This is a genomic window from Solibacillus isronensis, assembly GCF_900168685.1.
Taxonomy (GTDB): Bacteria; Bacillota; Bacilli; order Bacillales_A; family Planococcaceae; genus Solibacillus; species Solibacillus isronensis_A.
Window position 1 is genome coordinate 58092 of sequence record NZ_FVZN01000012.1, and the last position, 24892, is coordinate 82983.

Consider the following 24892-nt stretch of genomic DNA (forward strand, 5'->3'; position numbering starts at 1 on the left):
AATCAAAGTTTGTATTGTTTCTTAGAAAATGATTCTGTTAAAGGGCGCTATTCTGACATATGAACCAGCGTCCTTATTACATATAAGAAGCGCCATTGTTGAAGAAGCGCCTCAAAATTCAAGTTACCTTAGTTCATTAAAGATTTATGAAGTATGCAAAATCATTCAAAATAACGTTCCCAAATAAAAGTTTGGACGCAAACAAAAATCCTAGAAATCTTGCTTAAATAGTATTTCTTGGATTCATTAAGGTTGTAAATACGCATCTTTCTTACACTAACCCTACGATAGAAGTGTAGGAATTTTAAGTTTTGTTCATCATTTAGTTTTATTCATCGCTCAAATCGAGGTGTATCAACAGATAAAAGGTTTTATCTCTTAAAAGAATATCCTATACTGGTGGTGTGTCTAATGCTTACAATGTTACTCCTCAAGACAGCACGCTCAACCGCCATGGCGACCAAATCTATATGGAGAGTTTGATTCGAAGTGCAGGTGGTGTCACTGACTTTGAGGCAATCATCACATATCCAGATTGTATTTCAAATGCGAGAGCTATGAATTGAAGAAGTATAAAGATTATGAGGAACTGGTCGAGGAGGTCGATTGCTATATGCGATTCTATAATGAGGAACGCTATCAACAGAAATTAAACAACCTGGCACCGATAGAGTATCGATACCAGGTCGCAGCTTAGTTCTACCCTTTTTTCTTTTTTACTATCTACTTGACAGCGCGCAGTTCAGTTGTCTGAGGGGGTTAAGTATTATCTTTCTCTTTCGTGTTCTTTTTCCCTCGTGCCTCGATCTAATTGAAGGAAGGTACTCTTTAACTCTTTCGTTGAACTTAGATGTGGATTCAAACCATCTAGATGTTTTTCAAAATCTGTTTTTGATTGGATCTGAGGATTCTTCACAAGTTCCCATCCTATCGTGATACCATGTTTTGATTCAGCTTGTAGATTGGGTTGCTTTAGTACCTTCGCAAGTCGAGCATTCAGGTGGTTCGAGTTTAGTTGTTCAAGTCTCGGTGCATCCTTATGCTTTGTCTGACTCAAGAATTTATCTGTATTAAGAGACTGTGCAATACCTGATTTATCGATGAATCGTTCCGCCTCGGATTTCTTGAAAAAGGACCGTTGAGAGCTTCCTCCACCTTCGACTGTCACAGCGTATTTTCCTTCTTCAAGCTTCGTCACTTCTACAATATCCTCAACCTTTTTGTATTCTTCCACGAGCTGTCCCTTGTTTTCTAATACATTCAGTACATGATAGCGTTCAGTCAGCTCATCAATCGGTAGAATCCGGTTTGTGTTGGTACGTAAGAAATGATGCTGGTCACGTTCACTCTGTTCGACCTTTGCGTAGATGACTAATCCGTTCTTGCTGTCAAACAGTTGTAATGTCGGTTTGTCTTCAAAAGATACACCTAGCTTGGATTCAATCGATTCTTTGACCTGTTCTGGATCGATGGATTGATAGAACTCTTTGATCTTCTCACTTTGCATGCCGTTGATGTATTCGATCGTCTCTTTCGAGACGTCCTGTACCTCTTTGATCGCCTGTTTCGCAAGGTTCAAGTCTTGAGCCCATGTAGCGATGTAACCGGTAGAAGAAAGGTCGGTATCCAGTCCGTAATACTGAGAGACGATATACGCAGCACATTCGGCCTGCGCCTCTTTATGTCCTCTTGGAAGGTCTTTGATCGCACTCTCTTTATGATGCAACTGACTGTGTGCGTATTCGTGGATGAGGACTCGAAACTTTTGCTCGGTCGTCTTGGCAACAGCTGAGTTGATGACGATTTCCTCATCCTTTCGGCTGTAGTAGCCTCCGTATGATTTGTCTGCATGTTCTTCTTCACGGATCGTGAGTTCCTGAAGATTGGTATTCGTCTGTTGGATGAATCGGTCGTAGAGTTCCTGTAGCGACTCGGGTGACTGTAGGTCTTTTTGAATGAAGTCACGTACGTTCGGAATCTCTTTGCCATCCGTCTGTGCTACATCGAATACCTTTCCGATGGTGAATCCTGTAATACTCTGGCGTACTTCAGATTGAGGGTCTCTGTTCTTGTCACGCAAGACCTCCCCGGTCTGTTCGTTGATTTTTTGGACCTCGATTTTCTTAAAGGTCGGTACCAAGATATCGATTCCCTTCTCGCCTTTCATGACATGGCGACCAAGAGCTTGCCATTGCTTGAATCCACGGACCATCGTAGCGTCTGGACGTTGTGAGGCGATCATGACCACATTGTTGAACGAATAATGGTGTCCACTTGCCATCACATTCAGCATCTCTTGAAAGCGACCGTTCGTGAACATCTCTTCCAAGTTCTTCTCCAGACGTTCATTGATCTCTGTAAGGTCTACTTTAGTCGACATAGTTCATCACGTCCTTTCGAATATACCAGGCCTCGTAGAGAGGTTCACTGCGTCCAGGAACCTTGACCGGGCTATAACAGGTGATTGCATAATCCCTCACATCTTCTTCTAGATCGAGAAGACCTTCATATGTAAGTGCCTCGAACGGCACTGGGTCATAAAAGCTCAATATCCGTTTATCACTTGCGAGTATCTCACTGATCGTGACAAGCATATCCTTCTCCCCTTTCGCTTATAAGAGTGTCCGCAGGTCGGTCGCTTCGTGTTCCTTCAGGCGTTCTTCGACCGAGAGGTCGTCTCTTTTCTGTTGCTGTTCTTCCCATTCTTCTTCAAGTCCCTCATCTGTCAGGTCGAACAGGTCAGATTGATCGATCTCTTCCTCGATGATTTGGACCGAACGTCCACCGTTTACGTTCGTCTCAGTATCCGTGACCTGTGGAACGGACGGTTTCGTGAATGCAGCCTCTTTCTTTACTGCACTTGGTACCGGTTCACTTGCTGTATGACGCTCCACATAATCTCCGAATACTTCGGATTGCCATGCCTTCTGTAGTTTCAATGGATAGAGTCCACTGACGAACAGGTAACAGTCGTTCTTGGCGATGCTGGCAAGGTCCCCTTCTGAGATCAACGAGCGCTTTACATATTGCTCGGTCGTACTTTGACTGGAACTGGATTTTCCACTCATGAAGCCCCCACTTTGGCTAGAGGAACCGGTCTGAACCTTCGCTGTCGTCTCCCCGGCAAGCTGTGAGAAGTACTTGATGGTCTCCATGTCCTTGCTTCGCAAGAACAATAACGCGTCATGGTTCGAGAGGATGGAACGTGCCATCTCTTTTCCATACAACGATTCGATCTGGCCATTGTCTTGGACGATGGTGTTCATCGATAGACCGAGACCTCGACAGGTAGCGAGCACGCGACCGTACTTGTCGATCTTTCCGATGTTCGGGAACTCATCTAACAAGAAGATGGTCGGGATCTTGAGTTTTCCTCGGTTCTCATCAGCCATCTTATAGAACTGTGCGATCAATTGGTCGAAGAATACGGATGTGAGCGCTGTGAACGGGTTCTCATCCATCGGCAGTTTTACATATAAGATACTTTTCTGTTCTTGGAACTCCCGGAAGTTGAAGTCGCTTGTACGTGTCATCTCACTGATCTTCTTCAGCGTAAAGATGCTGACCTGTGAAGCAAAGGATGACGTGACACTTGTTCGGGTGTTGCCTCCAAGCGTTGTGAGCCCTTTTAGTAACTGATAGGCCGGATGATGTGGACCAAGGTCTTCATCTACCCAGTTCCGAAACGATTCCTCATCAGGTGCGACATGTTCATTGAAAGCATTGAGTACGTCCTGCATGCTTGCGTTCGGAATCTCGGTCTTGCAATAGACGATGAGTCCGGCAAGCATCTTCTGTGCACGCTCCATGAAGAAGTCTTCTTTTCCGTCTTTCGTCGAGTTCTTGGCGATGGTGACGGAGACGCTTTGCGCATCTTGGTCATCAAATACATAGTCGAGCAAGTTATAGTTATCCTGATTGAAGTTGATGAAGTCGATCTGGTAGACCTTATAGCCTTGCTTGCGTTTGATTGCTGCGGTCTGTTCGAACAGTTCCCCTTTCGGGTCCGTCACAATCAATGTCTCTTCTCGATTGTTGATGAGGTTCGGGATGACGTAAGACTGTCCTTTACCACTCCCACTGGAACCGACGATGTAGACGTTTCGGTTATCGATCTCTGTCGAGCGTGGAATGATCATCAGCTGTTTTTTATCAGGAACTTTCCCGACGATCAGACCGTTTTCGAGTTGCTGAAGGGTCTTCTCGGGTTGCTTCGTCTGATACCGGTTCTTTTCAGAGAAATACTTGCCGTTCAATACGTCAGCCGGTTTCGTGAACCGTGCCGATCCGTGGACCCCAAAATCATGGGCGTCTTCATAGGAGATCGTTCTCAAGCGCATCTTCGAGAGGAACCAACCAAAGAAAACGATAGATAGGATGGCCACTAACAGCTGAGAACGCTGGTCCGTCTCCATCAGGAATGTGAAGGTCCCTTTGAAGTCGAGGAGGAGCGTGTTCAACGTTCCCCCACCATTTAAGAACCGGAGAAGGCCGGTGATTGCGTATCCGACTAAAAATGACAGCACGAATGCTACGAATATCTTGAGGCCAGCCCCTTTTTGGAAAGTCTTTTTCATAGAAGTTCACGCCTTTCGTCTGTTTGACTTTACAGTTCGATTTCGAGTCCGAGCTCCCGACGGAGCTGTTTATCTTTGATCTTCTTGTTCCGTATCGCCGTAGATGGCGTGTCGTTCCGTTGTTGTGTACGGTCTTGTTCAGCCTGTACAATGAGGCTCTCCAGTAGTTCAGCGCTTGCTCGACCTGTCGGTAGGTGCGTCAAGATTCCTTTGTCAGCATCAAGTTTTCGCGTGAACGTACCATCTACTTTCGCTTGGTAAGCGCGCATCTTTTGTTCTCGTTCTTCTTGCAGTACTTGGGCTTTACCAAGGCACTCTTTAAGAGAAGGACGATGTCGTTCTGTTCCTTTTGCATAATGGTGCAAGATGTCCCCTTTCATCTCAAGAGGAAGTTTCTCGACTTCACGGACTAGTTTCGGTTTGCTGTCTGCAAATGTCAGGTTCAATAGGTCGTTGACCTGCAGGTCGATATGTCTTGCTTTTGCTTCGTATTTTTCAATGAGCTGATGTGTCGTGTTCAGTTTGATCGATGTCTCGTAGATGGCATCGAGGTCTTTCCTATCCGTTACGAGTTGCTCTTTTTTGTTTCCTAGTTTGATCAGTAGTCGAGACTGGATACGGATCTGTTCACATACTTCACGTGATTGGCTGCAGACTTTTCGGATTTCTGAGTTCTCCAGATGTTCATCCATCTCTTCATAAGATGGGACTAGATTGTAGTTTTGATTAGATAGTTTCTCAAGAATATCTTTCTTATGAGTCACGATCCGGTCGTTATAAGCGAATCGTTCATCAACGTCTGGATAGAGTTCATTGAATGCCTTATGGATAATCAGACTCTCGGTTCGGTAAACACGTTCAGCATGTCCGATAAGTTGGTCCACTGTATGGCGATTTTTTTCGACATCATTCGTCAAAATGTCGAATGCGTCGAGTCGATCTGTGAATCGAGGTGTGAACGCTTTTCGATGAAACCCTTGAGCGAGAAGTGCGCCAGAATCATTTTCTTTAAATGCTTGGTGTGAGGCATTGAGTACAGCGTGTGTGACCTCTCTCTCTACTTCGGCTGGTTCGACTTTTCGCTCTTCCCAGGTGTAGAGAGATTGGAGCTGGCCGTGAACGGTACTGAATGAATAGCTGCTCTTGATACGATTCTGCATGAACCGTAGACTCTTCGAGTAGTCTTCATCAAGTTGCGCTGTGACTTCTCCTCTGTACCTGTGAATAAGTGCCGAGACGTTGAACTGTTTCTGTCGTGAAGACAGGTCGACGATCTTGTTGTTCAGCTGTTCAATCTCTGCGTTTTTTCTCTGGATTTCGAGGTTCAATTGATGATAGAACGTCTTCGCCTCTATCCCCTTCTCTTCCATCCGTTTCACATATTGATATTCGTTTCGTTCAAGACGGACCTGAGCAATCTTATCAAGCCCCTGTTCTTCAAATGAGAGGGCTGACACACTCTTCTTGATGCCATGTTCTTGAAACTTTACGTTGATTGCCTCCGCATACGCCATACGCCATCTGAGTAACGTCTCTCGTTCGTTCCAGTCGGTCGAGTCGATAGTTTTAAATACTTTGTTGTTGTTGTCGTCTCGTAAAATCTGACCATCTTTATCGTATTCATACTGACGAGTTTTTTTCTGTCCCCACGAGCCGTCTTCATTGAATGGTCGGACCGTGAGCAAGATATGGGCGTGAGGATTGTGTTCTTTATCTCTGTGGATTGAGACGTCAGCCACCATCCCCTCTTCTACAAATTCGTCTTGAACAAATGATTGAATGAGTTCTTGCTGGGCATCTTCAGATAGATCGATAGGAAGAGCGACCAGCACTTCACGTGCAAGCTGCGCATTCCATGCCTTCTCGATCTTCTCGACCTCGTTCCATAATCTTTCACGGTCGAGTGTCCATTCAGGCGCATGGTCCGGCTTCAAAATAAAAGAGACCGGAGCAACTTCTCGTGACTTGTAGCCCTTCATCTCTTCATCACGCTCGGAGTAGAGTTGTTCTCCACTGCGATAGCTCGCACTGGCCACAACGGACTGGCTCTTCTTGCTGATGATGTTGGCTTGTAGTCGGAAGTAACTCACGGTCTCTCACCTCTCTATTTTCTTACATACATCCGAAGGCGACAAACAAAGTTCCGAAGGACTTTGCCCCAGGACACCACCCCGAATTTTGGGTGGTGTATAACTGGGCACTCGCTTGGAAGCTCGGATTCATTATACCATATTTTTTCCTTTTCACTGAAATAATTTTATCTATATGTTAAAATTTTTACTTATAAATAAAAAAGGAGTGAAAAACATGGCAAACAACATTGAAAAGATCACGAGCATCGAAGAACAGATCAAGAAGTTGAAAGAGAGACAGAAGAACCTGGAGAGACAGATGCAGCAGAACATCGGGGCTGAGCTATTGCGTTCTTGGAATGTAAGTTCAGAAAAAGAAGCTATCGAATGGATTCAGATGCTGGCAGGACAGGTGAACGGAAAAGACACGGTTTCAGAAGAGTGGGATGGTCATGAAGACACCACAAGATAACCTGATCAAATCAAAAGAATTGAATCAACAGATCACAGAACTGAAGAGAAAGAAGAATCAATTACAGAACGAGACAAAACGAAGAGCGAGCTGGGAACAGAGAAAGTTAAGGACCAAGAGACTCATCGAGACTGGTGCACTTGCGGAGAAATATTTTGGATTAGAAGAGTTCACGCTAGAACAACGCGAGAAGATATTTAAGACGTTCTCGGAATTCGTGAAAGGTAAGATAAAGAATGTAAAACAATAAAAAGAGCATGTCCCCTTTTAACAGGTGGGCGTGCTCTTTAAAATTAAATATCCTCTTCAAGGACATCGGAAAGCGGAATCACATTCCAGGTATGTTCAGAAAGAAGCGTTAATTCATTGGCTCTCTTTTCAGCAACCTTACGGTCTTCGAAAATTACTTCCTTCTCCCCTTCTGAGATGACTTCCCCATTATTAGAACGGACTAAAAATGACATTATGATACACCTCAATTTTTTTATTGATTCTTATTGTACTAATTGAACTCACTCATCGGCTTTAACTTTTTTACTTATGTATACCAGTATATTCGTATACCAGTATATGAGTATACTGGTATACTAGTATATCGGTATACGCATATACTGGTATACTAAATTTTAGAATATACAGTATTTTTAAATAAAATTTGTTGAAACTTTTCCTCTATGGTATACTGGTATACGTTAGAAGTAAACATATAATGGAATTTAATTATAAATAGAGGAGGTAATATTAATGAAAGCAAAGAACGGAGCAACGGTTGTAACCTTTGGGAATTTTAAAGGTGGGACTGGTAAAACAACAAATAGCACCATGATTGCTTACGCTTTATCGAACATGGGTTTTAAAGTGCTTTTGAGTGATCAGGATCCACAAGCTAATGCTACCAGTCTATACTTAAAAACTAAGACCGAACTTTCAGGTGATATCGTCAGTTTCAATAAAACATTGATGTCAGCGATTCAAGAAGAAAACCTTGAGGAAATCGTAACTGAAATCAAAGACAATTTATATTTATTACCAAGTTTTAGCGATTTTGCTTTATATCCAAGATTTTTAGAGAAAAAATTCTCTGATGAAGTTGATCGAGTCCAGTACTTTTCTAAGTTAATATCTTCAATTAAGCAAGACTTTGACTTCATTTTTATTGATGTGCCTCCTACTATATCAATTATTACGGATTCAGCATTGTACGCATCAGATTTTGTAGTGGTAGTTCTTCAAACACAGGAAAGAAGTTTACAAGGTGCAGAAGTATTTACTAAGTACTTACAATCGTTGATTGATAACTACGGTGCGGATTTAGACATAATTGGAATTCTTCCAGTTCTCTTGAAAAATGGTGCTGCAGTAGATGTGGCAACCTTAGAGAATGCTAAAGAGATTTTCGGAGAAGAAAATTTATTTAATATTGTCGTGAAAAACATGGAGCGTCTAAAGCGTTTTGATATTACGGGGATTACTGACGAAGATATGCACGATCGTAAAGTACATGAAAGTTATAAAGAAATCGCTGAGGAATTTCTTGCTCGTTTAAATGCGGAACTTGAAGGAGTTGAAACAGTATGAGTAACCTTTTAAATAACCCCTCTAAAAAGAAGCTATTGGAGAGAGGAACACCAATAGAGCCAACTACTCAATTTAAACTTGAGGAAGTAGAATCAGCTACAACCACTTCTAAGATAGATACAAGAAGAGCTAAAGAAAAGTCACCTAAAAACAAACCGAGTAGTGTTAGAGTGAAAAAAACTACTAGAGATAGATTGAATGCTTTGGTTAGTCTCAATAAAGCAGAAACAGTTGATGATTTATTAGATATAATGATTGAAGAATATGTTTCGGCTCATGTAACGAAAGATGAAAAGAAACAACTAGATATTATCATAGAACTCTATAGATCACGTGGATAGTGAAAAGCCTTAGCCGCAAAATTTGTGCTAAGGCTTTTTTATGATGAAAAACTTAAAACGGTATATGCATATATCTGTATATCAGTATACGCATATATCGGTATACTCGTATATCAGTATACGCATATACCGGTATACTCGTATATCAGTATACGCATATATCAGTATATGAGTATATCGGTATACTTTATTAAAAATAATTATTAATTTATAAACCCTGAAATCGTTGTTGTTTAAGGTTTTGTTACATTTCAATTGAATTTGGATAAAGAAAAAAATTTTTATTTCAGTATACGCATATACTCGTATACCAGTATGCGAGTATATCAGTATATGCATATATGAGTATACAAGTATATTAGTATATGCATATACCAGTATACCGGTATACGAGTATATGACTTGAGGAATGTACTGCAAACCCTATTGTATCAAGGTTCCAGCTCTCTTATACTTTACAACTAGATTGATTGATAGTTGTTAAATGGGGGGCAAGAGCATGTTTGAAAGTAGAATGAATCATATTTTGAACATTATTCTCGGGCAAGGAATTTATACATACAAGCTTAAGAATTCCAAAACCAACCTTCCCCTAAAAGTTAAAGCATTTAAAGTTGAAGGGAAAACCAAAAAAGGTGCTCTCCCAGTTGTCCGGTTTAAAGAGGACCTTCTAACACCTAGCGGTGTAAAAGGATATGTTGTTACATCTCTTGAGTCTTTGACTGAAGATATGGATGCACTTTCTCATTGGAGTCCGAATGTCTTCAACTATCTGACGTATACAGACGATCAGAGAAGATACATAAAAGGTCATGAAGAGAAAAACCTGCAACAGATTAATACCTTTGTGGTCGATATCGATTCAAAGAGACAGTCGTACACAGACATCTTATCTGCAGCAGTTGAGCACAGCATAGGTGCTCCAACAATGGTTCTGGAGACTCCGAAAGGATACCAGGTCTATTTTGTATTGGAGAAACCACTCTTTATCAGCAACAAGAACGACTTCCGAGGTCTGAAGGTGGCCAAACGGATCTCAGAGAACATCAAATTGAGCTTGGCGAAAGTCTTGCATGGGGTAGACGTCTCATGTAATGACTTTGGCTTTTTCCGTATACCTAAAAAAGAGAATGTACGTTGGTTCTCAAAAGAGTGTGTATTTGATTTTGGAAACCTCATTTCTTGGTCGAGACGTCAAGACGATGACCGTGGGCGAGGTCTTTTTGTCGTGTCCCAAGAAAGAAGAGAGAATGATGTGACCGAGACTGCGTGGTTCCGTGAATTATTACGTACACAAGACGTCAAAGGAACTTCAGGGCAGCTTGGTCGTGACAATCTCATGTTCACATTGGCCCTTGCTTGCTATAGCGCAGGAAAGGGGAGTGACGAGGCTCTTGATCTACTTGATGAGTACAACTCACGACTCAAGAATCCAGTACGTCATACAGAGGTCGAGAAGATCGTACGAAGTGCTTATAAGGGACGTTTCAAAGGAGCCAGCAAGACATACATCCAAGAGCTTCTGGATACATGGGGAATCAAAAAAGATGTAAAGATCGAAACAGCACGAAGTGGATGGTATAAGTTCAAGAAAGAGCGTGAAGATCGTGTACGTAGTCATTATGAAGAGTGGGAAGAGGACGTGCTATCTTATATCGACGAGATGACGCAACTGGACCGACCGGTCCACTGGACGACTCAGAGCGAAATCTGTGAGGCAATCGGAATCCCTCGCAGCACGTTGAATGAGGTCATCCGTCAATCTACAAAGATCATGATCAAACGAATTGGAAAAGGACGTGCAGCAAAGACAGGACTCACCTCTGTTGCTGTGCTACTTCAGTGTGCGCTCAGTTATCAAAAGACACACAGAATTCAATACATCGTAAACCTAGAGCTATTCTTGACTGAAAAAGAGAATGAGACAGCCATCGAGGAACTACAAAATCAACTAGCTGTTTATACAAAATTACAAGATGCGAGGCGAGGACCGAAAGAGAGAGCGAACTCTAGTTAATTGTCCAGTCTGCCAATACATATCTGTATACGTGTGCTTTTTACTCTCATCTGTATCTGTTATCCATCCATCTCTTTTATCAAAATAAAAAAACATCCAGCTTAAAACCGGATGTCTTAGGTGTTGTCGTTATTCTTTTTTATTTCGGGAAGGTATTCTTCAAAGCGTTCAAATAATCTATCTAATTGTTTGTTCTGGAAGTCTTCTTGAAATGCTCTGATGAACACTTCCTCAGGATTGAAGCCAAGTGTGTTTGCATAGTGAATGATCCAACCAAGTGAGTAATTCTTAACGCCTCTCTCGATCTGAGAGATAGTAGCGATATTGATGTCTGTCATTTTTTCGACTTCTTTAAGTGTAAGGTCTCTTTCAAGACGAATGGATTTTAGAGCCCCACCAATCTTTTCATAGATATTAGGTTGTGATTGAGACGTCATATGAAAAATCCTTTCGGAACGATTGTATGTTCCATAATCTGTGATATACTAAGTCCAATAATTTTACTTATAAATAAAAAAATCCCTACAAGCACCCCTATTGATAGTTTGGCGACGGTCAATAAAGGTGCAAGCAAGTAGAGAGGTCCTTTGATTAATATATCTTAATTATAGCATATAACCTGTTGGTGCGAATAGTTCGATCTTGCGCGTCTGCTAAGGTTCAAATGCTCATGGACCTCCATTCTTTTAGGGAGTGGAAGGGGACCAGTAAACATGTCAGGCAAGTACAACATTAGTGAAGAAGTAGCACAGCGGTTCTATAGGTTGCCGAAGGTATTCTTTACGAACGAGCGCTACAAGAAGCTCAGCAATGATGCCAAGATCGCTTTTTCAATACTCCAGGACCGATTGGACCTATCCATTAAGAACCAGTGGTTCGATGAAGAGGGAAACATCTTTTTTCTCTACGGAAATCAACAACTTGGAGATATCCTGAATTGCAGCAAACCAACTGTCATCAAAATCAAAAAAGAGCTCAACCAAGCGGAACTTTTGGAAGAGAGACGCATGGGTCTTTCTCAGTCGAACCGACTCTATTTACTAAAACCTACGGCTGACCTGACCGATATAGAGCAACTCAAAAAGCTTGATGATACACCTCAATCCCTTGGGGGAGAAGAGAAGTCAAAAATTTTAACTTCAAGAAGTAAAGATTCTTTACCTCAAGAAGTTAAAGATTTTAACACTAATGATACTGAACTTAACGATACTGATTTTAGTGATACTGAATATAAGATCAATCAATTAAGAGATACACACGTCCTACCTGAAGCTATTCTGGATGCCCTTATGAAGAACAAAAAGAGATTGATGGATGATGCAATTGATTTGAAGGATATAGTGAACCATTACTTCGCACATCAGGAGGTGCTGTCAGTCCATCAGTATGCGGATGCCTTGCAGTATTCGCTCGAACGGACTCCCGGGAAGATCCACAGTATCACAGCGAGACTGACGAAGGCGGTGGGGGACAAGAGACGCTGGCTTGTAAATCAGTCGAAAGAGTTTGTTCCTCAAGGTCGTGTCGAAGTTATACCAAAATGGATGAAAGAAACTAATGATTCTTCTCCGATCATAGAGTCTATCAGTGAAGAAGAGATTGAACAGGAACGTCAAAGATTATATGAAAGACTAGGTAGAGAGAGGTCACTGTGACCTCTCTTTTTTACTTATAAGTAAAATTGTCTATAGGTAATTATAGGGAAAATGTCGTTTGTTGTAAGAAAAAAGGCACTTGAAACGAAAAAATCTGTTTTTTTTTGGGATTTTAAAAGGGTTAAAAAGTAATGGTAAAAATATGGGATTTTATATTGCCCGTATTTAGGCAACTGTGTTAGAGTTTAGACAACAGAGAAAGGTGGTGGCAAAAATGTTCGAGAGAATTTCTGGATTCTTAAACACATTGTTCGCAGATATGCAGACGACGTTCATCACGATCTTCATGATCGGGTTACTGATCTGTGCGATTGGAGTATGGGCAGGAGATGAACAGTCATCACCCAAGTTCAAGAACGGTTTGAAGCTATGTGTCGTCGGAGTCGTCTTGTTCCTACTCGCAAAACCAGTGATCGACTACATCCAGACGAATCTATAAGACTACGTAAGAAAGTATGTGATACCGATGCGTTCAGACTCGTATTTAGAACGACAAGAACGATTGCGAGAGAGAGGGAAGGTCGAACTACCTCTCAATATCGATACAAAGAAATATCTTTACGGGAACATCTCGTTCCAAGATGTGTTTATCGTGACACCCTTCCTTGTACTTGGTGTAATCATCTCCTACGTGTTCTACAGGACGGACATCTTCAATCAGCAGCTCTTACTCGTGGCATTCGTTCCAGCTATGCTCGTGACAGTGTTCCAACTCAACAAGCATCCGGTTCGGAAGAACCTGTCACTTCTCCAGTACAAGGTGATCTGGAAACTACGAGCACGTCACAGACAGAAAGAGTTCCATTATGCGAAAGGGGCTTTGCCGATGAACCGTAAAGAACGAGATACTCGGACAGAACTGGGACTTGCGAACATCGCAAACGGTTGTCTCGAATCCTCAGACGGTCGATTGATCAAAGTGCTCGAGGTCTCATCCATCAATCTGTCTCTTATGAATGAGCTGGCGAAAGAGAACGTGCTGTCGGCCTATCAAGCGTTCATCAATGATACAGGTGAAAAACAGATCCAACTGATGCAGGTGGCGCAGCCGATCAATCTGACGAACTACTTGATGTGGTTCAACGAACAGGTGGATCAGGACTCATCTTATGCGAAGCGCATGTTGAAGCAAGGGTATGCGAATCAGATCGACCGTATCCAGAAATCAAAGAACATGGTGACCCGGAAACGGTATCTCGTGATCTCAAAACCGTTCTCCAATTCCCCAAAGGACTATCTGAAGCTAGAGACGACGGCCAACATCTTGCAGACAAAGCTTGAACAGATGCTGTCAGGATACGAAAAACTCGATGTGAAGATCTTAGAGAACGATGAATTATTGAAGTTCTACTATGCATGTATCGATTTTGAGAATGCGCAGGCGCAAGGACAGAACATCGTCCACAAGACGAATGCAAAACTGGATGTCGTGGTCGGAAAGAACACAGCCAAGGCACTTGTCGAACAGTACAAGACCTTACTCAACGACCGATTCGAATAGGAGGTGGGAGCATGGTGTGGAAGCCGAGATGGTTACAGCCAAAAGAACAGGACGAGATGACATTTGAAGATACGGTCAGTGGCATGAATGAGACACTACTCACGGCCATTGCCCCGGATAACATCACAGAATACGATTCATCGGTACGAGTCGGATCGAATTACACTCGGACGCTCTTGATTGTCGATTACGACCCGATTCAGGACCAGAGCAAGATCCAACAGGTGACGGAGATCCCGGAGAACGTCTCCCTTGTCCATTACCTGCAAGAATACAACCTCGGCGAGGTACGCTCGCAGCTCGTCAAGAGCATCAAACAGAACCGCATGAAGATGAACACCCGATTTGCAGATGAACAGACGATCATCGAGTCCGAAGGACAGATCGAGAGTGCGTCTGAGATGTTACGAAACCTTTCGTATCGCAACGATAAGATCTTCCTTTTCCATACACTCATCCATTTAGTGGCGAGCTCACAAGATGAACTCGACCAACTGACCACGACCGTCAAGAGCAAGTTTTCCAAGATTGGGATCATTCACAATCCGACAGACCGAGCTGTAGACGCCTTTCGCTCATTTCTCCCACTCAACAGCAACAAGGTCGAGTCACTCACGTACAAGATGAGTAACTCCGAAGCCATATCCTATTTTTTCCCCTTCCATGAGAACGAGATGTTCTCCGAGACTGGGCTTATCAAAGGGCGCAACATGACGACTGGAAATGTCGTGATCATCGACGATACAAAGCTCTTGAACCGTCACGAGTTCGTGATCGGAATCTCGGGTATCGGGAAGTCGACCTATCTATTTGCCAACATGACGAACAAACACATGCTCGGCCGGAAGGTCATCACAGTCGACCCAAAAGGGGAGTTCGGACGCAATTATGCGGATCTAGGTGGTGCCTGGGTGAAGTTCCAACTGAAAGGGGGAAATCGCATCAATCCGATGGACCTTCCGAAGATCAGCGAGAAGATCCAAATGGAAGAATCGGAGCTCGGCAACATCTTGCTGACGAAGATTTCAAATCTACTGGTCATGTTCAAACTTATGTATAACTCGATGACGGATCTACAGGAAGACATCTTGAGTCGGTATATACAAAGGGTTTACGAAGAGAAGGGAATCGATGAGACGACCGATGTGAACCGTCTATCAGTCACGGACTATCCGATTTTAGAGGACCTGTACAAATTGATCGAGCGAGACAAGCAAGACGACCCACCACTCTACGACCGGATCCGTGATTTTCACACGACACTCGAGACCTATGTATTCGGCATCTATTCGGAACTGTTCAATGGACCAACGAACGTCAATATCGCAAACGACCTGATTTGTTACGACCTGAAAGAGATGAGCAACAACGAGAAGATTCAGCGGATCCTCTTTTATAACATATTGTCGCATACGACGTATGAGATCATGAGTGGCGACCGTGAACCGAGTGATATCTTTATCGATGAGGCGCATGTGATTGCTGACCCGAAGGTGCCGAAGGCGATGGAATTCATCTACTTCATGATGAAGGTCTTGCGTTCCTTCAACTGTGGCATCACGACAGCGTCTCAATCGGTTGAAGATTTCTTGTCGGCACGTGATGAAAACCGGAACTACGGAAAGGCGATCATCACACAGTCCGTGCAGCGTCTGTATCTTCCGATGAGTGAAGAAGAATTGAAGTATCTCGAAGAAGAGCTTGGGAACACGTTCTCGAAAGAAGAGCGCTCGACACTGATTCTGAAAGATGGAAAGAAGAAAGAACAGGCCGGAAAGGGCATCTTCTACACCGGTTCAAAAAAGATCAAACTCGAGGTCCAGTTGAACGAAGTGACCGAGAAACTTTGGTTTGAACAAAAAAGTATCAACGAACTCACGATGTAAAAAGGGATGATGGTATGGATCCACGACAGACAGCAAAGACGATCGGTTCGATCTTACTGACGAAGATACTGTTCAGTCCGCTTGGACTGATTGCGGTAGGCGTGACGTTTCTGTTGATCTTGGTGCCTGTCTTCATGTCTGTTGCGAGTAAAGGTGAAGATTTCAACCTAGATGACCCTGACCGTAATCTGAATGCTCTCTCAGGCGGTGTAGGAGGCGCTTACTGCGCTGTAGACGGAGAAATCAATGAAGAACTCTGGTCGGCTCAGTTCGCCTCAGCAGGCGTGTTTTCGGGCAAAGAGGACGTGTTCATACGAGTTGCTAACGAGCAGGGGATTGATCCAGTACTCATGGCAGCTATCGCACTTCATGAGACGGGGTATGGGACATCCTCAGCTGTCGTGGAGAAGAACAATCCAGGAGGGTTGATGGGGGCGGGTGGTCTCTTCGTCTTCGACACGCTTGAAGAGGGCATCGAATCGATGGGACAGACCTTACACAATCGCATCATCAAAGACGGTCTAGTGACGATCACAGACCTTGGCTCGGTCTATGCACCGATAGGAGCTAGCAACGACCCGACGAACTTGAATGTCCACTGGGTCCCGAACGTCACGAAAGTGGTTAGCTCGTTAGGTGGATTGACGATGAACTGTGAAGTGCTCGTTGGAAACTTTGTCCAACCGATCCCGAATGTTGTCATCAACTCGAATTTCGGGATCCGAGTACATCCCGTTACAGGAGAGATTAAAGCGCATGAAGGCGTGGACCTTGCGTGTCGTCGACCGGACCCGATTTTTGCAACAAAAGGCGGCCGTGTCGTATTTGCGGAATACTCAAAAGGAAATCTGAGTACGTACGGAAATGTCGTCGTCATCGAGCATGAGAACAAGCTCTTCAGTTTATATGCCCATCTCAGCAAGATCGATGTCGAAGTTGGCCAGATGGTCGGGCAACTCGAAAAGGTCGGGGAATGTGGAACGACCGGCAGATCAACTGGAGACCACCTCCATTTTGAGATCCATACGGACCGGATGTTCGGGAACCGGGTCAATCCAATGGATTATCTGACGACAGGGGAAGGTGATGACGAGTGAGGCAACTGAACCTAGCAACGATTCTACTAGGGATGAGCACGCTGATATTGGCTCTTGTGAGCTTCAATCTCTATTTCAGCAACAAAGACACACAAGAAACAAATAAACGCTTAGAAGAGCAGGTAGCGCGTCTAGAGATGGATGCTGGTGAGACAGAAGAGATTTATTCCGAGACAGAGGCGTTCCTCGATGCCTTGTTTGAAGGGGAGGCACTCGATTATTTTACTGAATCTTACCGAATAGAAGTGGAAGACGAAATGACAGATGAAGAATCGATGTACGAAGACAACCAGAATAATACAGAAGAACTCGAGGTCTTCAACATCTCCGTCAGACCTCAAGAAGAGGGATACAAGGTCTACGCCATCTACCGTGTCACACTGACAGGTGTGGGAGAAGAACAGCAGCGAGTCATGTATCTGATGTCACAGATCGAATGGGTTCAAGAGGATGGGTGGAAGGTCGATTCACATGATTTAGAGCCACTCGTGTCAGGGGATTCAATTGAACAGGCTATAGGAACCGAATGATGTCGAGAGAGGATGGGTGAGATGAAAGATACGTTACAACGTGTTGTCACCATTCAACAAGACGTACAAAAAAAGATAGATGGATGGATACAGCGACTTTCAAGGTCAGCCATCGAGCAAGAAGAAAGACGCTATGAATTGATGTACGGCAAGCCACTCAGTGAGAAAGAGATCATCGAGATCAAGAAAGGTGTCGTCGTCCGATATGCGATGATTTTGATCGTCCCGGTGCTCGTCATCGTGTTGACGGTACTCAACCAGGGGGTGATGTGATGCCGAAGTCGATGAAGTTTCTGTTAGTAGCATTGATCATTCTACAATTTCTCTTTCCCTATATTGTACTCGCAGAACAAGGAGAATTCTTGGAAGATACACTTCAAGATTATAAAGAAACCCAATCGAGTAATGAGAAAGTAGAAAGGGCAGAGTCTTACATGGAGAATGTCCTTTATCTTGATAAATATGATTATGATACAAATCAATTTGAGTGTAAGTGGCATGAGATAGGTTGTCACACCAATGGATTTTTCTTCACTACAATCAGTGGTTTTGTATTTGGAGCGATTGATAGTTTTAGCAAATTCCAAATAGACTCAAATTTTATTATGGGAAATCCAGTCTATGAAGGATATATGCTTAACTTTAAGACTTTGGCGTGGACGATTGCAGCCATCTTTATCTTGTGGCAGACTACAAAAATTATCATCTTATACAGTGGTAACGGCGAAGAGGGGATGAACTCCCTTCAAGACAAGTTAGTGGCTATTGTGACAGGAGGTATTCTACTAGGGATCTACTCACAGTTGTTTGAATGGCTCTTGGAACTGACACATTTGTTGACGGAGACAATGTTGACGTCTCCGGCCACGCACTATGACATTATGCAGGTGATGGCTGTGAACGCAGTTGGGTACGGTCTGATTTTGATGATTGTAGTGTCAGCAATCTTGTTTGTATTCTTCCTGTCCGTCTTATATCGCACTGTGTTGTTCGTCATCTTGTACATTACAGGAGTCCTGGCGATTCCAACAATCGTGAACGACCAATACAATTTCTTTAATCTATGGTTGAAGACAGTCGTGAGTAACATCCTAACATTGACACTTCAATTACTTTGTTTTGTATTGGGTATCAAAACATTGGTAAGTTTAGAAGACGGAAATATGGTCGTAGGCATGATTTTTTTCTTAGTAGGTCTTTCAATTCCTACTCTTCTGAATCAGTTCGGTGCATCTACAGGAACTGCAAGGTCTGTAGGTTCATCCGTAAAATATGTGGCGAGATACGCAGTCCGAAGATAAAGGAGATGTACACATGAAGAAAGTACTTTTAGTTTTATTTCTACTAGCTATGATGAGTTTATTGATTGCATGTAATTCGAATGATGAGGGCTCGAATCAAACAAATGATAGTAAAGAAGTTTTTACGGATGAAGATATTCAAAAAGCTGAAGATATGGTCTTGTTTCTAAATGAACGATTGGCAGATCTAGAATCAGAGGTAAATCAAAAAATAGAAGACAAAGAGCTAAAATTCGAAGATGAGAAGACGTTCAATGAGTCAGTTCAGGAATTAGCTTCAAAGACGGTTTTTACTGAACTTGAAGAAAACTATGGAGATGCTTTTGTATCTGGTAATTCTGATGAAGAGAATATCAGAATTTACTTTAATACATTGAGTAGTGAACCATGTAGTCTTGGTCATTGTGAATACGATGGGATAGAAACAATGGAGGTCGAGGTGAGCGATACTGAAGAGTATCGATCCACTAACTTTAATGTCACGGAATTAGTGTTTATTAACGCTACTTACAAATATGAAAATACTGAGGAAGAAGAATCTGCTGAGGTTCGGTTTGTAAAAACAAAAGATGGCCAATTGATGGTCACTTCCCATCCAGCTTTAGATTTAAAGTCCATTGATCTTAGAAAGTTTGATGAAGAATACAACAAAATCCAATCTAACGTACCTGAAGGCGAAGTAGAGTCCGAACAAGAAGAGTATCGAGATGAAGTCAAAGAAGTTCTTAATCTTTATCCGGAACTTCAATAGTGATGAAGGCGGTGAACGAACATGGTCATTCGAACGATTGCTAACCGTGTAGGGACTATCGAGATCAATCAAGATTCAGTTTATTTTTTGCAGCCTCTGACGGCTTTTGGAACAGACGATATGGAAATGATTGAACAAGCTTACGAAAAGTCCTTTGTACGTATCAAAGAATCGACACCTTTAGTGCCGGTCAAAGAGATCACTTTCCAGGCGGGACAAGTACGCTATGAATACGATGTGACAGGATTAATGGCATTTACAGCACTCCGTGCTTTTGAATTTGAAAAGAAACTTCCTTTTTATTTAGATCTGATCAAGCTAGCAAAAAATCAACAAATTAAGATTCTCTGGCAGAAAGAGAATTTTGTATTGAATCGAGAAGAGAAAAAATTATTTGGAATGGTCATCGAAAATGACGTCATGCCTATTGCTGACAATAAAGATCCTGTATCTGCGGTGAAAGAATTGATTATCATCTCTTTGACCAAGCTAAATGAGCTGATAGATAGACCAAAGAGGATGGATTTCTTAGAACCAAGTGAAGAAGTAATTCGATTTGCGGAAACGATTTTCCTGAAACTCAATTCACTTGATGAAATAGAAGGGTATTTAAAAGAAAAGATAGAACAGTTTGAGGAACAACATAGAGTGGAGGAATTAGAACGGGAAAGGCTATTGAACGAGCGCAGCAGTTTTGTAAAATTTCGTGAACGTGTGAAAGAGAAAGTGCAATTTCAGAATGCTAAACCATCAACCTCTAAAAAGAAGTTTAAAAAGGCTGACCAACAAGGTAACTCAAAACTATTTGTGGGAATCGCAATCATACTACTCTTAGCATTTGGATTGAACATTGCACTGACACAAGCCACTGAAGGGAAAAAGGAAGAGAATGCTTTCTATAATGAACCGAATATAGAATATTTCGTGAGTACTCAATTTATGAATCAAAAATAGCAAAAATCGATTATAATTAGTTTACTTGATTTCGAGAGAATCTAAGAAGGATAGAAGTGAGGGGGGATGATGTGCATACAAAACGGATAACGAATCATGGACGTATGGTTATTCCAAAGGAGATTTTAGATGTCTTTCAGTTAAAAGAAGGGGATCGGGTGGATATTACCCATGATGAGAGACGAATTATCATTGAACCACACCGGCAAAGATACGTATGTGCTGTCACAGGTAAAGTAACGGACGAGGCGATTCGGATTGGTGAGGCGTGGATCAGTAAAGAAGGATTAAAACAGATTGTGAAATATATGAGTGCAGATTAAATACTTTTCGAGTACAAAAAACTTGTACTCGAAGAGTATTTTTTGTTTCAACCATCTATAAAAATCATTAGTGATGAAAATAAATTAATTAGGGCACTTGAGTTAACCTTCTCAATAGCTGTATGTCTTTGTTATTGTTCTTGGGTTTTATGTTACCTAATATCTTTTGCTCTACTTCAGGTGTCCAATAAATTTTAAGTTTATTTCTCGCGCGGGTTATAGCTGTATAGAAGATATTGTGAGTTATAAGTTCGTCAACTTCATCAGTTATTACGATTTTAATAGAGTCGAATTCCAAACCTTGTGCTTTGTGTATAGATATAGCATATGCGACTTGAAAAGGAATTACAGCTTTTGAAGCACTGTCGTCATCATCATCCTCACTTTCAAGTTTATTGACAGAGAAACGTATAATAGAATTTTGGCTATCTGAGCTTTCCAATAGATCAAATTCTTGATTGAATGCGTCTACACCATTAATTACTGTGTCCAATTTTATCTCGAACTGTATACGTTCAGTAAATTCTCCACTATCAATAATTTCTATGCCTACTATCCATCCTTTCATATTGTTATAAATCAATGGTGCAAAGCGACCACTATCATTGAATAAAATTGGATCATTGACCTTATATTGTTGAATACCCCACGATACAGGGGTACTCAAATTGCTTTCTTGTAAAAAGCGGTTAATATTGTTTATTCCGTAGAGGCCATCATAATTAAGGCATAAAATAATTTCATCTACCTCAGTGGCGTCGAAGATTGAAACGTTCAATGAAGTAGAGTAGTCATTACGTGTGATAAGTTCAAGAATGTTATCATCCATGTTGCGTACTCTATCCCATAATTTGAGGAGTTTTTCATTATTACTTCTATATGGTTTAGTCAATTCAAATACAGAGGTGTCAGGAATAAATTCACGTGCCATACTGAACCAGTTGCCAAACTGAATAGAAGCTATCTGATATGAATCGCCGACCATAACTAAAAGCTTGTATGTAGCCTTAATAAGAATATCTTTCATATCCCGATTATTTACAGTACTACACTCATCAATTATGAGTAAATCATAGTCAGTAGCGTTATTCCGACTCTTTAAAAATTTTGTGATGGTTGAGAAAGTACAATTTGCAGCTGTTACTCGTCGCTTTAAATTATCGACAGCAGGATTAGTCTGGGCTAAAAAAAGTTTTCTCTTATCAGCGAAGAAATGTGCTAGGTGGTTTATCAGGGTAGACTTCCCTGTGCCAGCCGATCCATACATTAAAGCCACATGTGAGTGTTCAAACATTTGGGTTAAAATTTCTTTCTTCTCATTACAGTCAACACCATGGTTAGGTTGATTTAACCATGCATTCACAGAATTTGAATAGTTTTGAACGCCACTTCCCGCTAGATCTGCAAGTCTTTCAATAATGAATTGAGTATTGTCTTTATAACCATGGATAAAAATATGACCGTTTTTAATCATTAACTTGCTGTTTTCAAAATGTCCATGCCATAAAGTAGAATTATAAGTGTCTACAAGTTCTGTAATATGATCAAAACCAACAATATCCTTTAATGGAGTGAAAAGTTGTTGTTTAATTTCGGTATTGTTCTTAACCAAACGGGCAAGTATCTCGTGTTGTCTTTCAGTAGAATCAATGCAAGCAAATAAATCTCCAAGTCTTGGATTATGACCAACTGGCGAGGTGTTAAAAGGCATCTTATCGAATGGGATACAGCTATTTTTCACATAAAGTCGAGACATATAATTATTTGAATAAATATGCGACTGGTTTTTAATTACCTTGTTATTCATATGGAAAAGTAAATAGCGCAGCAGATTACTACCAGGAGCATTTGCTTTTAATATCTCGCGGCAATTTTCTAAGTCATCAAAGAATATAACCTTCTTTGCACTTTGCGTCGCTAGTTTCCTAACCTTTTCAAATTCGGTATCAGAGAAATCAACGAGCTCAGTCAAATTAAACCCTGTTGAAGTTAAAAATCTTGAAATGCCCTTTTGCTCAGCATATCCAGTCTTGATAGGTCTACCTCTAACGATTCTTGTGAAGTTACTAAATTCACAATTTCGAATTGCGACTTGCCAACCTACAATGAGAGTTATAGGCATAGTTTTTCCAAGGATTTCAATGCTATTGTGAGCCAAGTCCAAAGTGACAGCGTAGTTATCTGATATTTCTAAATTCGTAAATGCGATAATCCGATTTGACTTGCTCGCATAATCGTTGGCAGGAGTGAGGGTCACCTCATAGTAAATTTGCTGATCTATAAAGAAAGGCTTAATCTTTTGAATGTAATATTTCTCTGAATTGTCGTAACCCTGGCCAATAGAGCTGTTTATTTTATCGGAAATTTTCTCATAATACCCCTGCATGTTTGCATCTAAATTCAATGGGAAAGTATCAAGATTCTCCAGAACACTTAGAGAAAAACTATCCTGTAGGAGGTTTTTGAGTCTCATAAGGTACTCATAGTATTTCAGCATTAAGCGTTCTGAATTTTCTTCGTCAAGAGTATAGTGGGATGCGACAATTTGTAAATAATCATGGAACCTTTTTAAGACTTTTAAATTTCCTTTTGCTTTAACAAAGACAATGGCTTTGCAGATATTTTCATAGCTGTTTTCGATGTCTTCACCATTAGCATAATACTTCAGCATTATATGCTCGACAAAATTCCGTAGTTGAGAAAGAATATCTTGCGATACTGCGCCCCTTGTCGAAGTACTAAGACTATCTATGTGACGGCAAATAACCCTGTTAATATTTAAAATCTGTGTATCTATTTGAGAAGTTATTTCACCCGACATTTTACTACCTCCAATAAACTTCTACCATTAAATCTCTAGTATAGGAAGTTCGTTTACCATATTTTTAGTTAACACCAACACCTACATTGTGCTAATACTCTGACATCCTAACTTATAAATAGAAATATTTAGTCTACTATTAAAATTCTAACCTTTTATTCTACATAATCCCATCTTTTCTTAGAAGGTATAGGGGTCCCGAGCGCTTAGTGGGAATTTGTATCGATAAGGGGTACAAATTCCCACTAAACCAATGTTTCAAGGCCTATTTATTTTTTATATTCAATTCTCTTAAGTGTTTAGGAATAGATAACAAGTCAAATTTATACTCTCCAAGAAAAGTGATATGCTCCCAATTAATAGGAGATACATGCTTCATATACTTAGTTACTTCGGGATCTATTTTGACGAGATAATTATAAGCTGCTTGTAAGTAGACGGCGTTCCATATACTTATTGCATTTATTAACACATTAAGCGCACTAGCACTTTGAAGTTGTCGGCGAATATCGCGCTCCATAAATTTTCCGCGTCGCCCAAAAAATAGTTCTCTAGCTAAAGCATTAATCGCTTCTGTCTTATTTAGTCCATGAGTGATCCTTCGCCGTAGCTCACTATCTGTAATATAATCTATCATAAAAATGCTCTTTTCAATGCGACCTAGTTCTCTCAGTGCAAGAGCTACTCTATTCTTACGTGCGTATGAGCCTAGCTTTCCTAATAGTAAAGAACTAGATACTTTTCCTGTTTGAATCGAATAGGCGATTCGTTTAATTTCATCATAGTTTTCTTCAATAATTTTTACATTGATTTTTCCGCTTATATCTTCTGATAAGTTAGGGTAGTAGGAAGGTGATTTGATAGAAAATAATTGTGATTTTTTTATATTTCTGATGCGAGGTTCAAAATCAAAGCCTAGTAATGCGGTCATTCCAAACACCTGATCAGAATACCCATTTTTAATTGTACTAGTATTAGAAGTAGTAATTAACGTATCTCATGTTATCAACTACTTC

General features: G+C 41.3%; 25 protein-coding genes and 2 pseudogenes. 19 read left to right on the forward strand and 8 right to left on the reverse strand.

The window, feature by feature from the left end; genetic code table 11:
* Window positions 1-398: 398 nt before the first annotated feature.
* A pseudogene (locus B5473_RS21185) lies at window positions 399-536 on the forward strand (DNA/RNA non-specific endonuclease); the annotation flags it as partial.
* Window positions 536-697 carry an IS3 family transposase gene (locus B5473_RS05275; protein WP_226320904.1) on the forward strand — a complete coding sequence of 54 codons (162 nt, stop codon included), beginning with the start codon at window positions 536-538 and terminating at the stop codon, window positions 695-697. The pseudogene B5473_RS21185 and the gene B5473_RS05275, both read left to right, overlap by 1 nt.
* Window positions 698-766: 69 nt before the next feature.
* Here the strand turns inward: B5473_RS05275 and B5473_RS05280 are convergent, their stop codons facing one another.
* From B5473_RS05280 to mobQ, 4 genes are read right to left on the reverse strand one after another with little or no spacing between them, the layout of a single operon-like run.
* Window positions 767-2380 (reverse strand): ArdC-like ssDNA-binding domain-containing protein, encoded by a 1614-nt coding sequence (locus tag B5473_RS05280; RefSeq protein ID WP_254865248.1) that lies wholly within the window; start codon window positions 2378-2380, stop codon window positions 767-769.
* Entirely contained in the window at window positions 2370-2594 is a 225-nt protein-coding gene (locus B5473_RS05285) for a hypothetical protein (protein WP_023559429.1), read from the reverse strand. Before B5473_RS05285 ends, B5473_RS05280 begins: the two co-directional genes overlap by 11 nt.
* A gap of 18 nt (window positions 2595-2612) precedes the next feature.
* Complete coding sequence (locus tag B5473_RS05290) at window positions 2613-4577, reverse strand: VirD4-like conjugal transfer protein, CD1115 family (RefSeq protein ID WP_254865249.1); 1965 nt, start codon at window positions 4575-4577, stop codon at window positions 2613-2615.
* A 29-nt stretch (window positions 4578-4606) separates the two neighbouring features.
* Window positions 4607-6667, reverse strand: a complete 2061-nt coding sequence (gene mobQ / locus B5473_RS20830) for a MobQ family relaxase (RefSeq protein WP_079523986.1) — start codon at window positions 6665-6667, stop codon at window positions 4607-4609.
* 217 nt (window positions 6668-6884) lie between these two features.
* On the opposite strand from mobQ, the gene B5473_RS05300 reads away from it, so the two are divergent.
* Together B5473_RS05300 and B5473_RS05305 are read left to right on the forward strand one after the other, a co-directional pair.
* Window positions 6885-7121, forward strand: coding sequence for a hypothetical protein (locus tag B5473_RS05300; RefSeq protein WP_079523987.1), 237 nt, complete (start codon window positions 6885-6887; stop codon window positions 7119-7121).
* Window positions 7102-7371 (forward strand): hypothetical protein, encoded by a 270-nt coding sequence (locus tag B5473_RS05305; RefSeq protein ID WP_079523988.1) that lies wholly within the window; start codon window positions 7102-7104, stop codon window positions 7369-7371. Before B5473_RS05300 ends, B5473_RS05305 begins: the two co-directional genes overlap by 20 nt.
* A 43-nt stretch (window positions 7372-7414) precedes the next feature.
* On the opposite strand, the gene B5473_RS20610 is transcribed toward B5473_RS05305, so the two are convergent.
* The gene (locus B5473_RS20610) at window positions 7415-7585 is read right to left on the reverse strand and encodes a hypothetical protein (RefSeq protein ID WP_176142021.1); all 171 of its coding nucleotides are present in this window, start codon (window positions 7583-7585) and stop codon (window positions 7415-7417) included.
* A 280-nt stretch (window positions 7586-7865) separates the two neighbouring features.
* Between B5473_RS20610 and B5473_RS05310 the strand changes: the two genes are divergently transcribed.
* The 3 genes from B5473_RS05310 to B5473_RS05320 all read left to right on the forward strand — a co-directional run bounded on the left by B5473_RS05310 (window position 7866) and on the right by B5473_RS05320 (window position 11057).
* Entirely contained in the window at window positions 7866-8699 is an 834-nt protein-coding gene (locus B5473_RS05310; protein ID WP_079523989.1) for a ParA family protein, read from the forward strand.
* Window positions 8696-9040 (forward strand): hypothetical protein, encoded by a 345-nt coding sequence (locus tag B5473_RS05315; protein ID WP_070778459.1) that lies wholly within the window; start codon window positions 8696-8698, stop codon window positions 9038-9040. The genes B5473_RS05310 and B5473_RS05315 overlap by 4 nt, the downstream gene beginning before the upstream one ends.
* A 499-nt stretch (window positions 9041-9539) precedes the next feature.
* Window positions 9540-11057 (forward strand): primase C-terminal domain-containing protein, encoded by a 1518-nt coding sequence (locus tag B5473_RS05320; protein WP_176142022.1) that lies wholly within the window; start codon window positions 9540-9542, stop codon window positions 11055-11057.
* 116 nt (window positions 11058-11173) lie between these two features.
* Here B5473_RS05320 and B5473_RS05325 read toward each other — a convergent pair whose 3' ends face one another.
* Window positions 11174-11494, reverse strand: a complete 321-nt coding sequence (locus B5473_RS05325; protein WP_079523991.1) for a helix-turn-helix domain-containing protein — start codon at window positions 11492-11494, stop codon at window positions 11174-11176.
* A gap of 276 nt (window positions 11495-11770) precedes the next feature.
* Here B5473_RS05325 and B5473_RS05330 point away from each other — a divergent pair, with 276 nt between their 5' ends.
* The 12 genes from B5473_RS05330 (at window position 11771) to B5473_RS05380 (ending at window position 21055) form a co-directional block, all read left to right on the forward strand.
* On the forward strand, window positions 11771-12712 hold the full coding sequence (locus tag B5473_RS05330; RefSeq protein ID WP_079523992.1) for a replication initiator protein A: 942 nt from the start codon (window positions 11771-11773) through the stop codon (window positions 12710-12712).
* A gap of 214 nt (window positions 12713-12926) precedes the next feature.
* Window positions 12927-13151 carry a hypothetical protein gene (locus tag B5473_RS05335; RefSeq protein ID WP_079523993.1) on the forward strand — a complete coding sequence of 75 codons (225 nt, stop codon included), beginning with the start codon at window positions 12927-12929 and terminating at the stop codon, window positions 13149-13151.
* Window positions 13082-13549 carry a hypothetical protein gene (locus tag B5473_RS20835; RefSeq protein WP_254865250.1) on the forward strand — a complete coding sequence of 156 codons (468 nt, stop codon included), beginning with the start codon at window positions 13082-13084 and terminating at the stop codon, window positions 13547-13549. Before B5473_RS05335 ends, B5473_RS20835 begins: the two co-directional genes overlap by 70 nt.
* Entirely contained in the window at window positions 13539-14213 is a 675-nt protein-coding gene (locus B5473_RS05340) for a hypothetical protein (RefSeq protein ID WP_254865251.1), read from the forward strand. Before B5473_RS20835 ends, B5473_RS05340 begins: the two co-directional genes overlap by 11 nt.
* Window positions 14214-14224: 11 nt before the next feature.
* A complete protein-coding gene (locus B5473_RS05345) occupies window positions 14225-16099 on the forward strand; it encodes a VirB4 family type IV secretion system protein (RefSeq protein WP_079523995.1) in 1875 nt (624 codons plus the stop codon).
* A gap of 14 nt (window positions 16100-16113) precedes the next feature.
* Window positions 16114-17196, forward strand: a complete 1083-nt coding sequence (locus B5473_RS05350; RefSeq protein ID WP_079523996.1) for a peptidoglycan DD-metalloendopeptidase family protein — start codon at window positions 16114-16116, stop codon at window positions 17194-17196.
* Between the two features lie 32 nt (window positions 17197-17228).
* Window positions 17229-17726: a hypothetical protein gene (locus B5473_RS05355; RefSeq protein ID WP_176142023.1), complete on the forward strand. Its 498-nt coding sequence runs from the start codon at window positions 17229-17231 to the stop codon at window positions 17724-17726.
* Between the two features lie 21 nt (window positions 17727-17747).
* Window positions 17748-17999 (forward strand): hypothetical protein, encoded by a 252-nt coding sequence (locus B5473_RS05360; RefSeq protein ID WP_079523998.1) that lies wholly within the window; start codon window positions 17748-17750, stop codon window positions 17997-17999.
* On the forward strand, window positions 17999-19027 hold the full coding sequence (locus B5473_RS05365) for a conjugal transfer protein TrbL family protein (RefSeq protein WP_254865252.1): 1029 nt from the start codon (window positions 17999-18001) through the stop codon (window positions 19025-19027). The genes B5473_RS05360 and B5473_RS05365 overlap by 1 nt, the downstream gene beginning before the upstream one ends.
* Before the next feature lie 13 nt (window positions 19028-19040).
* A complete protein-coding gene (locus B5473_RS05370; RefSeq protein ID WP_079523999.1) occupies window positions 19041-19778 on the forward strand; it encodes a hypothetical protein in 738 nt (245 codons plus the stop codon).
* A gap of 21 nt (window positions 19779-19799) precedes the next feature.
* Window positions 19800-20732 (forward strand): hypothetical protein, encoded by a 933-nt coding sequence (locus tag B5473_RS05375; protein WP_079524000.1) that lies wholly within the window; start codon window positions 19800-19802, stop codon window positions 20730-20732.
* Window positions 20733-20803: 71 nt separating this feature from the next.
* Complete coding sequence (locus B5473_RS05380; RefSeq protein ID WP_079524001.1) at window positions 20804-21055, forward strand: AbrB/MazE/SpoVT family DNA-binding domain-containing protein; 252 nt, start codon at window positions 20804-20806, stop codon at window positions 21053-21055.
* 88 nt (window positions 21056-21143) lie between these two features.
* Here B5473_RS05380 and B5473_RS05385 read toward each other — a convergent pair whose 3' ends face one another.
* The gene (locus tag B5473_RS05385) at window positions 21144-23876 is read right to left on the reverse strand and encodes an ATP-dependent DNA helicase (RefSeq protein ID WP_079524002.1); all 2733 of its coding nucleotides are present in this window, start codon (window positions 23874-23876) and stop codon (window positions 21144-21146) included.
* 265 nt (window positions 23877-24141) lie between these two features.
* Window positions 24142-24843 (reverse strand): annotated as a pseudogene (locus tag B5473_RS05390) (Tn3 family transposase); the annotation flags it as partial.
* Window positions 24844-24892: the final 49 nt, after the last annotated feature.

Bases quoted from the DNA above. Each gene is read 5' to 3' on its own strand.
- B5473_RS05320 (WP_176142022.1), top strand. From the start codon at position 9,540: ATGTTTGAAAGTAGAATGAATCATATTTTGAACATTATTCTCGGGCAA.
- B5473_RS05360 (WP_079523998.1), top strand. From the start codon at position 17,748: ATGAAAGATACGTTACAACGTGTTGTCACCATTCAACAAGACGTACAA.
- B5473_RS05305 (WP_079523988.1), top strand. From the start codon at position 7,102: ATGAAGACACCACAAGATAACCTGATCAAATCAAAAGAATTGAATCAA.
- B5473_RS05285 (WP_023559429.1), bottom strand. From the start codon at position 2,594: ATGCTTGTCACGATCAGTGAGATACTCGCAAGTGATAAACGGATATTG.
- B5473_RS20610 (WP_176142021.1), bottom strand. From the start codon at position 7,585: ATGTCATTTTTAGTCCGTTCTAATAATGGGGAAGTCATCTCAGAAGGG.
- B5473_RS05350 (WP_079523996.1), top strand. From the start codon at position 16,114: ATGGATCCACGACAGACAGCAAAGACGATCGGTTCGATCTTACTGACG.
- B5473_RS05340 (WP_254865251.1), top strand. From the start codon at position 13,539: ATGAACCGTAAAGAACGAGATACTCGGACAGAACTGGGACTTGCGAAC.
- B5473_RS05345 (WP_079523995.1), top strand. From the start codon at position 14,225: ATGGTGTGGAAGCCGAGATGGTTACAGCCAAAAGAACAGGACGAGATG.
- B5473_RS05375 (WP_079524000.1), top strand. From the start codon at position 19,800: ATGGTCATTCGAACGATTGCTAACCGTGTAGGGACTATCGAGATCAAT.
- B5473_RS05330 (WP_079523992.1), top strand. From the start codon at position 11,771: ATGTCAGGCAAGTACAACATTAGTGAAGAAGTAGCACAGCGGTTCTAT.
- B5473_RS05290 (WP_254865249.1), bottom strand. From the start codon at position 4,577: ATGAAAAAGACTTTCCAAAAAGGGGCTGGCCTCAAGATATTCGTAGCA.
- B5473_RS05315 (WP_070778459.1), top strand. From the start codon at position 8,696: ATGAGTAACCTTTTAAATAACCCCTCTAAAAAGAAGCTATTGGAGAGA.
- B5473_RS05300 (WP_079523987.1), top strand. From the start codon at position 6,885: ATGGCAAACAACATTGAAAAGATCACGAGCATCGAAGAACAGATCAAG.
- B5473_RS05280 (WP_254865248.1), bottom strand. From the start codon at position 2,380: ATGTCGACTAAAGTAGACCTTACAGAGATCAATGAACGTCTGGAGAAG.
- B5473_RS05335 (WP_079523993.1), top strand. From the start codon at position 12,927: ATGTTCGAGAGAATTTCTGGATTCTTAAACACATTGTTCGCAGATATG.
- B5473_RS05325 (WP_079523991.1), bottom strand. From the start codon at position 11,494: ATGACGTCTCAATCACAACCTAATATCTATGAAAAGATTGGTGGGGCT.
- B5473_RS05355 (WP_176142023.1), top strand. From the start codon at position 17,229: ATGAGCACGCTGATATTGGCTCTTGTGAGCTTCAATCTCTATTTCAGC.
- B5473_RS05385 (WP_079524002.1), bottom strand. From the start codon at position 23,876: ATGTCGGGTGAAATAACTTCTCAAATAGATACACAGATTTTAAATATT.
- B5473_RS20835 (WP_254865250.1), top strand. From the start codon at position 13,082: ATGTGTCGTCGGAGTCGTCTTGTTCCTACTCGCAAAACCAGTGATCGA.
- B5473_RS05365 (WP_254865252.1), top strand. From the start codon at position 17,999: ATGCCGAAGTCGATGAAGTTTCTGTTAGTAGCATTGATCATTCTACAA.
- B5473_RS05310 (WP_079523989.1), top strand. From the start codon at position 7,866: ATGAAAGCAAAGAACGGAGCAACGGTTGTAACCTTTGGGAATTTTAAA.
- B5473_RS05370 (WP_079523999.1), top strand. From the start codon at position 19,041: ATGAAGAAAGTACTTTTAGTTTTATTTCTACTAGCTATGATGAGTTTA.